The following is a 12,439-nucleotide window of genomic DNA, read 5'->3' as shown; positions in this document are numbered from 1 at the left end:
AAAAAGTCTTCCACGTTCCGGGCGGAACGTGGAAGACCGTTTTTATTTAAACAATTTGTCTATCGTTGTCAGCTGATAATCGTAGAAATCGCGGGTGGCCCGGTTGCCCGTGGCGCGCTTCTGACGATAGAGGGCCTGCACACGCTTGAGCTGACGCAGCATGAGCGGCTTGTAAAGCTCTTCCTTTAAGGTCGGAAGACCATAGTTGATGCGGACGAAAGAAGTCCGCGCGTCCATGTTTTCGCAGGGCAGTTCGGGCGCGTTGAGCTGCTGTTGCAGGTCGAGCGTGGCGTTGTCGGCGATGGCCGATGACTTCTTGACGGCGCCATCGGTCTTGATACCGCTGCTCTTGACGAAGAAGTCGATGGCCGTGCGCTGCATTTCCATTTCGGCCTCGCTGAGCGAAGCTCCCCGTCGCGTGGCTCCGAAAAGCTCACTGAAAGCGTCGGTCATGTATTGATCGAGGCTGTAGTTGCGGGCGGCGTTGAGCTTATGGCCCTCATCCACACGCTGCAGCGTGGTGCCGCCGTAGATGGCTGTGACGATGGGACGGGTGAAATCGGTCTTGATTTCGTCGGGACGGTCGAACTTCAGCAGCAGCTTCTGCGGGCAGAGCCAGCCACGGTAGGTGCGTCCTTGGTCGACGATCCATCGCATGGCGCGGCGTTGCGCCTGCCGACTGAGATAGGTCTTGGCCGGCTTTCCGTCGCCCTGGCGCACCTCGTGATAGATCACGCCGCCCAGATAGGGCAGCACGTGGCCCAGGTGGCGGCCATACTGGTTGACAATGCTCTTGTAGGTGTTCTTCATATTGTCGTAGTTCTCGCCTCGCTCGGCCGTCCATTGCTCTAAGTTGCGCATGATAATCTTCAGGTTGCTGACGGCATAGTCGCCGGCTTTCACGTGGTCGTTGCCTAAATCTTCGGTCTGCGCGCTCACGTCGACCGTACCGAACACCTGCTGCGCGCCGAACGTGTACATGGGATCATCGGCTTTCTCGGCTATCCAACGGTTGAGCGTCGGCACCTCGTCCCGTGACGTCCGGGCGTCCTTGATGAGCCTGTAGCCCCATTTGATCGCGTTGATGTCTTCCACGCCAAGCACAGGCGGCGTCATCTTCACGCCCCGCTCGAGATCGCCGGGCTGCGCGACGAAGTTGTTGCGGGCATAGTCCATGATACTGGGTGTGGTGCCATACTTCCGAGTGAACGACGGGCTGCGCAGCGAGTCGACCGGAAAGGAGTAGCTGGCGCCCATATTGTGCATCAGTCCGAGCGTATGGCCCACCTCATGGCTGGTCACGTAGCGCATCGACTCACGCATCAGGTCGTCGTCGAACACCTTCTTGTGGGTGCGGTAGTCCACGGCGCCGGTCTGGGCGAAGCGCCAGTCGTGCAGCAGCGACACCACGTTGTGGTACCAGATGACATCGGCCGTGAGGATTTCGCCCGTCCGTGGGTCTACGTAGCTGGGGCCCATGGCGTTGGCCGTCTCGGTAACGGCATACTTGATGCAGCTGTAACGCATGTCGTCGGGGTCGAAATCGGGGTCGTTCTTGGGATAGTCCTTAGCGATGACGGCGTTCTTGAACCCTGCGGCCTCGAACGCTTTGTTCCAGTCCGTCACGCCCTGCTTCACGGTTTCGCGCCATTTGGGCGGAAAGGCGGAGTCCACATAGAAGATGATGGGCTTCTTGGGCTCCACCAACTGGCCGGCGTAGTACTTCTCCCACTCGCCGTCCTTGGGTTCCAACCGCCAGCGGTGGATGACCGATTGCTCTTCCACACGGTCGGCATCCGACGAGTAGAGCTTCTTGTCGCTCATGAAGTAGCCCACGCGGTTGTCGTGGATGCGAGCCCGCATCAATGTCTTGGGCGCCACGAAGAGCGACCGGTGCATCTGTACGGTGTAGGGTTGGTTGCCGGTTGTCAGGTCATAACTGAGATTGGTCTTGATTTCCATGTTATAAGGAAAGGCCTTTACTTCGATTATACCCGACGCCTCGGCGTTGAAACTGCCCTTGAGCGCCTTTCTACCACCGAACATCGCCTCGAGCGGATTCTCTGTCTTGATGGGCGTGAGCAGTTTATCGTTGCCGCCGAAGAGCGACGTCATGTCGATGAGCACGCGGTCTTTCTTGCGCGCCACAACTTTGAAAGCCTTCAGCACGGGGTCGGAGAAGTTCGACTTGAACGACGCCGCGATGGGATCGGTCGGACTGACAACCGCGGCATGCTGTACCTTATACATATATACTTTGACGCTGTCGGTGGCAAAGCGCACGAGCAACGGGCTGCTGACCATCTGTCCGGCCACGTAGTCGTGGGTGTTGCTGGTGCGGGCGATGCGGTTGCTGAGGATATAGTCCCGGTTGTAGACCGAGTCGGCGAGTTCGAAATAGAGCTTGCCCTCCTTGTTCAGATACGCGGTGAACATACCTTTGTACGTCTTGGCACCTTTCACGGCCTTGCTCCAGTCATCTACCTTGGGCGTCGGCAAGGCCGCGGCCGCGTTCTTCTTACTTTTCTTTTTCGACATGCCGGCCTGTGGATACAATAAGCCCGTCAGCGCCAGCGCCAATAAGATTTTTCTCATCATAATTGATTATTGAATGATAATATAGTTAAAGAGTTTGCAATATAAAGACTACAGGTTACAAGATAATAAACAACTACGACAGATCCGTTCTTTCATTCGTTCTTTCATTATAATTATATAAGAATGGTATCAACCCGTTTCTCAAAGTCTCCAATGGTGCCGACAATGGCTTCGGAGACGGCTTCGGAGACGTAGCTGACGGGCCGCCCGGTCTGGATGGAGCGCAGGAAGGAGACGAGTTCGAAGCGCAGTCCCTCGCCGTCGAGCTGGTAGAAATAACGCTTGTTGTTGGCCGGATCTTCATAGCGCACCTCGAAATAGTCGGTCTTCCACCACGGTGCCGGCACATAGATATAGCCCTTGGTGCCCGAGATGACGAGTTCGCCCTCGCTCTTGACGCCCCGCCCCACCTTCATGGAGGCCACGGCATGCGGATAGACGAATGATATCTTGGTGAAAAGGTCGAAGTCGGAATTGTCTTCGGCCAGATGCGTGGCGATGGTCTTGGCGCTGTAGTCGGTGCCCAAGAGTTGATAAATGGGCAACAGGGCCGTCGGTCCCCAGGCGCAAATGCTGTTCCATTCGGGCAACAGCTTGTCGCCCTGCCTGTAGGCGTCGAAGTTGAAGAGACTGGTACACGTGGCGTCCACCGAATAGATGTCGCCGATGATACCGCTCTTGGCCAACAGCCGCAGACGGTAGTAGGCCAGCGAGTAGGCCGTCTTGATACTGTCCATGAGCACGAGTCCCTGTCGGCGAGCCGTATCTGTCAGTTCCCGCCATTGCTCGACACGCATGGCGATGGGCGACTCGCAGAGGATGTGTTTGCCTCGGAGCAGTGCCTGCTTGATTTGGTCGTAGTGCAGCCGTGGCTCGGAAATGATATAGAGGGCGTCGCTTTTCTCCATGAGCGCATCGAAAGATAGCGTAGCCTTGGAAAGCAGTCGGAGCTTGTCGGGCAGGCAACTGTCGTTGATGGTGTAGATGCCGCTGATGTCTATTCCGTTCACGAAGCCGCTCTCGTGCTCTATCTTGCCCAGAATGGGCGATTCGCCTACGAGACCGAGGCGCAGGGCCCGCTCCTCCGACCGTATCTCGCTGCTCGAGACGCCTTCGGTGCGCTCTAAGTAGACCACCTGGCAGAACTCCCGCAGGTAGTCGAACTTGCCTTTCCAGTCGGAACCCACCGTGAAGATGTCTATGTTGTAACGCCGGATGTCGTCGATTTTCTGTCCTTCGTATTCCTCGATGATGATTTCGTCGGCCAGTCCGGTGGCTCTGACGGCCTCCACGCGTTCCATCAGCGTCTGCTGTACGTTGATTTTTCCCCGTTCACGGTCGAAAGTGTCGGCCGTAACGCCCACGATGAGATAGTCGCCCAAGGCCTTGGCGCGCTTGAGCAGTCGGATGTGGCCGTAGTGGAGCAAGTCGTAGGTGCCGTAAGTGATGACTTTAATCATAGTGATTTTGGGGTTGTTGGGTTGTGGGAATGAATGGTTTGTGGGGATATTGGTTGCGGAGTTTTGAGGTTATTGGGATGAACGGGGTTTCAGATAACGCGATAAAACCAAGTAATCTCCCAATAGCCCCACCACTCTTAAAGCACTTTCTTGAGCGCTTCAACCAATGTCGTGTTGTCTTCGGGCGTCAACGCCCCGAGATGTCCCACCCGGAACACCTTTTCGGCCATGTCGCCGCCGTTCGGACAAATCCAGATACCATACTCGTCTTTCAGTTTCAGGAAGATGTCGTAGGCCGAACCGTGTAGCGGATGTAGCGGCGTCACGGCGTTGGAGAGACTCTCGGAGACGATTTCCAAGGGCAAGCCCTTGATTTTCCGACGGAAGTCGGCGGCCAGCCGGGCGGCCCGTTCGTTCTCTATTTCCACGCCGCCGGCCCGCTCTATCTCCTTCAGCCGCACGTTGATCTGGCGCAGTGTGCCCACGGCGGGCGTGAAAGGTGTCTGTCCGCGCTCACCGTTCTTCAGGGCGTCGCGCAGGTTCAGATACATTGTGCGGCATTCGCTGGCGTTGGCTCGCTCTATGGCGCGGGGTGCCAACACGATGATCGATATGCCGGGAGGACAGGCCAGGGCCTTCTGCGACCCCGTAATCATGACGTCCACGCCCAGCTTGGCCATGTCGAAGGGGTCGGCCAGGAACGAACTGATGGAGTCGACGGCCAGAAAAAGACCGTTGCGACGGCAGAAGTCGCTGATCATCCGGATGTCGTAGAGCACGCCCGTCGACGTCTCGTCTAAGTTGACGAGGAAGCCTGTGTAACCCTGTCGCTCATAGGGAGCCAGCTGTTCGGCCCGAAGCTGCCGGCCCATTTCCAGCCGGATTTCAGTAAACGGTATTCGGTGGATTTCCAAAAGTTGTACGAAGCGGTGGCCGAAACTGCCGCCGTTGATGACGATGACCTTGTCGTGGGCAGAAAAAAGATTCATCACGACGGCTTCCATCGAAGCGGTGCCCGACCCTGTGATGAATACGGCGCGCGAACCCTGCGGCGCCTTGGCGAAGCGGAGCATGAGCCGTTCGTTCTCCAGCATGGTTTCCGAAAACTCCGTCGTGCGGAAATAGGGCACCTGCCGGCTTCCCACGGCCCGCACCGCGTCACTCGACATGACGGGCCCGACCGTGAAATTCAACATCTTGTCTAATGTCATGATAACTAAACAATTATTTATCATCCACAAAGATACGGCAAATCTTTTGATAAGCCATGGGAAAATCATATCTTTGTAATAAATAGCGAAAAATCTATGAGAATCGTTCTGTTCTGTGAAAACAAGTATGCCATCGATATTCTGAAGCCTATTCAGGATGAAGCCGACCGTGAAGGCGGCAACGAAACGCTATGGTATGTCCACGGCAAGAAGATACCCGACTTTCCGCTGCGGACCGAAGTGCGCTGGACCGGCACGATGCAGGAGGTCTACGACTTCAGTCCCGAGGCTATCTTCGTGCCGGGCAACATCGTTCCCTACTACCTGCCGGGCGTTAAGATTCAGGTGTTCCACGGCTATGCTGCCGAGAAAAAGGACCATTGGGTCATCCGTCGCTACTTCGACACCTACTTTACGCAAGGTCCCTACTTCACCGCTCACTTTGAAAAGCTGGCTCGCCGATACAAGGATTTCGAGGTCGTGGAGACCGGTTGGCCGCGTCAGGACTGGATATTCCGCCACCGTCACGACTACGACGACGAGCGGCGGCAGCTGCTTCAAGCCGTCGGCAAGGAAAAGATAGCACTCTACGCGCCCACCTTCTCGCCCAAACTGACGTCGCTGCCGCACATCAAACAGGCTCTTGTCCGACTGACCGAGGAGCGCGACGTGCTCCTCCTCGTGAAGCTCCACCCCCTGACACACCCTGAATGGGTGGACGAATACCGCCGGCTGGCTCAAGAGCACGACGCCATTACTTTCGTCGAAGACTTCAGTGTGTCGAAATACACGCTCATGGCCGACATGATGATCAGCGACACGTCGTCCACCGTCTACGAGATGTTGCTACTCGACAAGCCCGTCGTGACGCTCAACACCATTGCCCGCGACATCTATTGGAAGGATATTCGCCGACCAGAAGACCTTACGGAGGCCTACGACAGTGTATTCGACGACACGGAGTTGCGCCGTCGCCGGCAATGGATCGTCGCCAACTACGACCCTTATCTAGACGGACAGGTGGGCCACCGCATGCTCGAAGGGGCACGCGACTACATCCGCCGACATGGCGTGCCCCGCCAACGCCGCGTCAACCTCTGGCGAAAATACACCGGCTTCAAGACTTTCGGAAGCATAAAATCAAAATAAATTCGACCAAACTAAAAACCCCTAAACAAATGACAAATCACAAAAAGCTATGGGCCGGCTTAGTGCTGTGCCTTTCGTTGTTGCCCGCCGTGGCGCGACAATCCGATCCATCGAAAATGAATCGCTTCATCGATAACCTCATGAGCCGCATGACCTTGCGTGAAAAGTTGGGACAACTCAACCTGCCCGTCACCGGCGACATCGTCACCGGACAGGCCAAGAGCAGCGATGTGGCCGCCAAGATACGCAAAGGCGACGTGGGCGGACTCTTCAACCTCAAGGGCGTCGGCAAGATACGCGAGGTGCAGAAGGTGGCCGTGGAGCAGAGCCGGCTCAGGATTCCGCTACTCTTCGGCATGGACGTCATTCATGGTTACGAAACGGTGTTCCCCATTCCGCTGGCCCTCTCGTGCACCTGGGACATGCAGGCCATAGAGAACGCGGCCCGCGTAGCGGCTGTGGAGTGCAGTGCCGACGGTATCAACTGGACCTTCTCACCGATGGTCGACATCTGTCGTGATCCCCGGTGGGGCCGCATGGCGGAGGGCAACGGCGAGGATCCTTTCTTGGGTTCGGCCATCGCCCGTGCCATGGTGAAAGGTTATCAGGGCGACGACCTGAGTCTGAACAACACCGTCATGGCCTGCGTGAAGCACTTCGCGTTGTATGGCGCCGCCGAGGCCGGCCGCGACTATAACACCGTCGACATGAGCCGCTGGCGCATGTTCAACGATTACTTCCCGCCTTATGAGGCTGCCGCCAAGGCCGGTGCCGGCTCGTTCATGACGTCCTTCAACGTGGTAGACGGCATTCCCGCCACGGCCAATCGCTGGCTGCTGACCGACGTGCTACGCGAACGATGGGGCTGGAACGGTTTCGTGGTGACCGACTACACCGCCATCTCCGAAATGATAGCCCACGGCATGGGCGACCTGCAACAGGTATCGGCCCTGGCACTCAACGCCGGAACCGACATGGACATGGTGGCCGACGGCTTCATCGGCACGCTGGAGAAGAGTCTGAAGGAAGGAAAGGTGACCGAACAGGCCATCGACCGGGCTTGCCGCCGCGTCTTAGAGGCCAAATACAAACTCGGATTGTTCGACGATCCTTACCGTTATTTGGACAAGAAGCGGGCCGCCGGGGAGATTTATACGCCTCGGCACCGCGCCGACGCACGCCGGACGGCCGCCGAGAGTTTCGTTTTATTGAAGAACGACGCCCAAACGCTGCCGCTGAAGAAGCAGGGCAGGATAGCTCTCATAGGTCCGCTGGCCGACACCCGGGCCAACATGCCGGGCACTTGGAGCGTGGCCGCCGCCTTCGACAGGTATAAGAGCCTGTTCCAAGCCATGCGTGACGCCGTGGGCGACAAGGCTGTCGTGACCTACGCCAAGGGCAGCAACATCACGGATGACGCGCAAATAGAGGCCAACGGCTCGATGTTCGGACGCGAGATACGCGACGACCGCACAGTCCGGCAGATGATTGACGAAGCTGTGGGCGTGGCCCGTGAGGCCGACGTCATCGTGGCGGCCGTCGGCGAGACGTCGGAAATGAGCGGTGAGAGCAGCAGCCGCAGCGATCTTTCGCTGCCCGAAGCCCAGAGACGGTTGCTCCAAGCGCTGAAAGAAACGGGCAAACCTATCGTGCTGGTCAACTTCTCGGGCCGCGCCACCGTCATGACGTGGGAAGCCGAGCGCTTCTCCACCATCCTCAACGTATGGTTCGGCGGCTCCGAAGCGGGCGACGCCATCTGCGATGTGCTCTTCGGCGACCGCGTGCCGAGCGGCAAACTCACCGTCACCATGCCCAAGAGCGTAGGCCAGATACCGCTATACTACAACCATCTCAACACGGGACGCCCATTGGAGTCGGGCAAATGGTTCTCTAAATTCCGCAGCAACTACCTCGACATCGACAACGAACCGCTCTTCCCCTTCGGTTACGGACTGAGCTACACCTCTTTTAAATATACCAACCTGCGCCTCTCGGCCAACACGATGACGGCCGACGGCACGCTGACAGCCACCGTCGACGTGACCAACACGGGCCACTACGACGCCGACGAAATCGTGCAGCTCTACATCCGCGACCTTGTGGGCAGCGTCGCACGACCCGTGAAGGAACTGAAGGGATTCGAACGCGTCCATCTGAAGCGTGGCGAAACCCGTACCGTGAGCTTCACCATCGACGCCACACTGCTGAAATTCTACAATGTCGCCCTCGATTTTGTCTGCGAACCGGGCGATTTCGAAGTCATGGTAGGACCTAACAGTCGTGACGTGCAGACCGTTAAATTCATAATGACCGGGGGCGTGTCAAAATAGCCCCCTTGCCTAATTTCGACCTTTTGTAAAGAAAGTAGTAAGAAAAACGGCCTCTGAAAAATCTTCAATTAGATGGAAAAATAAGGTTGAAACGGCGTTTTCAGCCCCAATGACAGACCATTTTCAGCTTTTTTCGATGTCAAAGCATAGCTTTCAACGTGTCAAAGCTATGCTTTTAGCGGCTAAAAGCGATGCTTTAGCACGGTAAAAGGGCTGCTTTAGCCTGCCGAAAAGGCTGCTTTTAGCCGGTTTTTTCGCTGTTTTGATCCCTGTTTACGAAGCTCGCGTATTGCTATTTTTTACAAATAACTGATTATCAACAGCTTGCTATTTCTCTGAAAATGTCCGAAATTTCGGGCTTTTGGTCACGAACTTTACTCCCGAAGCAAATTTTGACAGTGATTTGTATATAATTTTGACAGCAAAATCAAGAAGAAAACGGATGAAGAAGTCATCCGTTCATTAACCACTCCGCTACCCATTCACCGCGTGTTGCCGCAAGTGAACGAGCGGATAGATAAGTTCATTAACCACTCCGCTACCCGTTCATCCGTCAACTCGAGAACAACCGAAATAGTTTTTATCTATCGTCTGATAAATTTTTTCTGTTGTTTCGCTTTAAGATTAGATGTATCTTTGCATCAGAAAAAAGAAATAACAATTTAAATAAATAGAAAGGACAAGAAAATGAAAACTTTAGATTATTTACATCTCAACGAAGACAAAGTAGTTAACACCGTAAACGCGTTAAGTCTGCTGCTTGCCGACTTCCAAGTATATTACAGCAACCTGCGCGGTTTCCACTGGAATGTGAAAGGCAAAGGATTTTTCAACTTGCACGAGAAATACGAATATTTCTATAATGATGCCGCAGCCAAGGTGGACGAAATCGCCGAGCGCATCCTGCAGTTAGGTGGACGCCCCGAAAACCGCTACAGCGAATACCTGAAGGTGGCCCGAGTACAGGAAGATGGCTTCGAGCCGACAGGTCACGAAGGCATGCGTAAGGTGCTCGAAACCCTGTCGCAGCTCATCAAAGCCGAGCGCGAGGTGCTGGCAGTGGCCAACGAAGCCGGCGACGACGTGACGGTATCGCTCATGAGCGACTATCTGAAGTCACAGGAAAAGACGGTATGGATGATCGTTTCGTTCTTCGGACAGCGTCCGGCCGACCACGAATAAGCCTACACGCTTAATACAAAGACATAATTTGAAGACAAAGAGGGCATGTCATCTTTTTGACATGTCTTCTTTTTGTTATTGCTACTCGACTCTGCCGCCCATTAAGTCAGCGAAAAATTTGGAAGTTTCCGCGCTTTCGTTTATTTTTGTAGTGTATTTATCTAAACATCTTATTATCAAACAGATGCGTCAACTGCGAATCAAACGGGTATACGCGCCGGCCGAAGAAGAAGACGGCTACCGTATCTTAACCGATAAGCTGTGGCCCCGAGGCATGACCAAGAGCAGGGCCGCCATCGACAAATGGGCCAAAGAGATAACACCTACCAAGAGTCTGCGCCAATGGTTCGGCCACAAGCGTGAGAATTTTCCGGAGTTCACCGACAAATATATCGCCGAACTCAACGCCAACCCGGCGGCTCCGGCCTTTGCCGAAGAATGTCTCGACCTGCTGAAAAACGACAATGTCACGCTGCTCTACGGAGCCAAGGACGAGCAGTGCAACCATGCCATCGTGCTGCGCGATTGGATTTTAGGGCGGTGACGGGGGCTTTCTCAACGCACATGCCCCGGTTTGCTCGCGTCCGAACTGCCGCGTCAGCCTCAAAGCCTGTGTCTCCAACGGCCTGATGATAGAACAGATTCGCTAAATCTCCAAGATACAGATCAAGAATAAGTCAAACCATTTCATTCAATAAAAAACGATCATGAAGAAAACCGTCTTCTCCCTGCTGCTCCTTTGTGCCGCCGCGGTCGGAGCCAACGCCCAATTACTTTACAAGATCTCGGGCAAGGGCTTCGCCAAACCCTCCTATATCATCGGCACGCACCATCTGGCCAACGGCTCGTTCGCCGAGAAGATAGCCGGCGTGAAGGAGGCGCTGGACCGGTCGGAGCAGGTCTACGGCGAACTGTCGTTCGATGACATGATGAATCCCGACTCCATGAAACTGATGCAAGCGTCCATGATGCTGCCCGAAGGTCAGTCGCTCAAGACCATTCTCACGCCCGAACAATACAAGAAACTCGACGACTTCCTCGTCAAGACGATGGGCGTGGGCATAAGCAATCCGCAACTGGAAGCTCAGCTGGGACGCGTGAACCCCGAAGCGCTCGTGACGCAACTCACGGTCATCATCTATATGATGCGCCACCCGGGCGAGTTCGACCCCGCCAACCAGTTCGACCACTACTTTCAGAAGCAGGCCAAGGAGAGCCATAAGCCTGTGGGTGGCTTTGAAACAGTCGCTTTCCAGACCAACCTACTGTTCAACACCAAGCCGATGAAACGCCAAATAGAAGACCTCATGTGCTTCATCGACCACGAGGCCCACTTCAGCGAACTCATCGACACGATGAGCAAGGCCTTCTACAATCAGGACATCAAGGCTCTGAAAGCCGTCATGGACACCAAGCTCGGCGACCAATGCGACGCCACGCCCGAGGAGGAAGCCGCCCTCATCGATAATCGCAATGCCAACTGGCTCCGCCTCATGCCCGCCATCATGCAGGCCCGTCCCACGCTCTTCGTGGTAGGCGCGGGCCATCTGCCAGGTGACAAAGGCGTGCTCGAAGGGCTGAGAAAGCTGGGATATAAAGTAGAATAATAGGAGGGGCAGCCCGGCCGGACAAGCCTTCCTTGTTCGACCGGGCCGATTGATCAGCCTCACATTCCAATCTCCTTCACCCGCTGTTCAAACTCATGGCGCGGACAGATTGCCTTATTCTTGATGCGGGAGCGGTAGTTGTAGATGGAGTTAGACGAATAGCGCAGGAACTCGGCAATGCGCGAGCTCTCCTCAATACCCAGTCGGATAAGGGCAAAGATACGCAGATCGGTGGTGAGCTGGTTCTTTAAAGGTGGCCAGATGCGGCCGTCGGGCTGCAACAAGCTATTGAAGTCGGCCACGAAATTGGGGAAAAGATTCAAAAAGACGGCGTCGAAATGATTGAACAACTCATGGATTTCATCCTCCTTCAGTTGTTGCGAACTCGTCATCTTCATGAGGTCAGTCAATTGATTGGCCTTTAGCTTGCGGTTCACCCGCATGCGATAAGCGTCCAGCTTATCAATGTATTCCGAGCAAGTGCTTAGGAATTTTCCGATATATTCATCCTTCACCTTACTCGTTTCGCTGAGTTTTCCATTCAGCTTCTCAAGTTTCAGGTTGTTGATACTCAACTGATTGTTGAGTTCCGACAACTGACGATTGGTCTGTCGCAGGTCGTTTCGGGCAATGGAAAGTTGCTTCTTCTTGTGCAACACATAGATAAACGAGGAGAGAAGGAATATCGACAGCAGGCTGACGATACCGATGAGCCACCGCAGTTGCTTGTTGGCCGTGCGCAGATTGGTCTTATAGGTGTCACTGATGATACCCAGTACGGGCGACACCAACCATGAACGCAGATGCGTATTGTAGCGTTGCGTGCAGTTCCAGGAGTATTCGATATTATTGCTGTCCGGTAAAACTTAAATAGCATAGATATCCTTTCGGAATTGCCTTTA

9 protein-coding genes are annotated in these 12,439 nt (G+C 55.0%); 5 read left to right on the top strand and 4 right to left on the bottom strand.

Going from position 1 to position 12,439, the window contains the following annotated elements; all coding sequences use genetic code 11:
• Positions 1–42 precede the first annotated feature (42 nt).
• From JHU38_RS08510 to JHU38_RS08500, 3 genes are all read right to left on the bottom strand, one after another.
• Positions 43–2,595 carry a zinc-dependent metalloprotease gene (locus JHU38_RS08510; protein WP_107582373.1) on the bottom strand — a complete coding sequence of 851 codons (2,553 nt, stop codon included), beginning with the start codon at positions 2,593–2,595 and terminating at the stop codon, positions 43–45.
• 116 nt (positions 2,596–2,711) lie between these two features.
• A complete protein-coding gene (locus JHU38_RS08505; protein WP_107581836.1) occupies positions 2,712–4,058 on the bottom strand; it encodes an adenylyltransferase/cytidyltransferase family protein in 1,347 nt (448 codons plus the stop codon).
• A gap of 137 nt (positions 4,059–4,195) precedes the next feature.
• Entirely contained in the window at positions 4,196–5,269 is a 1,074-nt protein-coding gene (locus JHU38_RS08500; protein WP_232369899.1) for a pyridoxal-phosphate-dependent aminotransferase family protein, read from the bottom strand.
• A 96-nt stretch (positions 5,270–5,365) separates the two neighbouring features.
• Here JHU38_RS08500 and JHU38_RS08495 point away from each other — a divergent pair, with 96 nt between their 5' ends.
• The 5 genes from JHU38_RS08495 to JHU38_RS08475 all read left to right on the top strand — a co-directional run bounded on the left by JHU38_RS08495 (position 5,366) and on the right by JHU38_RS08475 (position 11,537).
• Positions 5,366–6,418 carry a CDP-glycerol glycerophosphotransferase family protein gene (locus JHU38_RS08495; protein WP_107581837.1) on the top strand — a complete coding sequence of 351 codons (1,053 nt, stop codon included), beginning with the start codon at positions 5,366–5,368 and terminating at the stop codon, positions 6,416–6,418.
• A 29-nt stretch (positions 6,419–6,447) separates the two neighbouring features.
• The gene (gene bglX / locus JHU38_RS08490) at positions 6,448–8,748 is read left to right on the top strand and encodes a beta-glucosidase BglX (protein WP_107581838.1); all 2,301 of its coding nucleotides are present in this window, start codon (positions 6,448–6,450) and stop codon (positions 8,746–8,748) included.
• A 687-nt stretch (positions 8,749–9,435) separates the two neighbouring features.
• Entirely contained in the window at positions 9,436–9,930 is a 495-nt protein-coding gene (locus JHU38_RS08485) for a Dps family protein (protein WP_107581839.1), read from the top strand.
• 184 nt (positions 9,931–10,114) lie between these two features.
• Positions 10,115–10,474 (top strand): DUF488 domain-containing protein, encoded by a 360-nt coding sequence (locus JHU38_RS08480; protein ID WP_107581840.1) that lies wholly within the window; start codon positions 10,115–10,117, stop codon positions 10,472–10,474.
• Positions 10,475–10,637: 163 nt separating this feature from the next.
• A complete protein-coding gene (locus tag JHU38_RS08475; protein ID WP_107581841.1) occupies positions 10,638–11,537 on the top strand; it encodes a TraB/GumN family protein in 900 nt (299 codons plus the stop codon).
• Positions 11,538–11,596: 59 nt separating this feature from the next.
• On the opposite strand, the gene JHU38_RS08470 is transcribed toward JHU38_RS08475, so the two are convergent.
• Positions 11,597–12,325, bottom strand: a complete 729-nt coding sequence (locus tag JHU38_RS08470; RefSeq protein ID WP_233246618.1) for a DUF6377 domain-containing protein — start codon at positions 12,323–12,325, stop codon at positions 11,597–11,599.
• Positions 12,326–12,439 lie beyond the last annotated feature (114 nt).

This window comes from Prevotella illustrans (assembly GCF_017426725.1).
Lineage (GTDB): Bacteria > Bacteroidota > Bacteroidia > Bacteroidales > Bacteroidaceae > Prevotella > Prevotella illustrans.
This window is presented reverse-complemented; position numbering and strand designations above follow the sequence as displayed.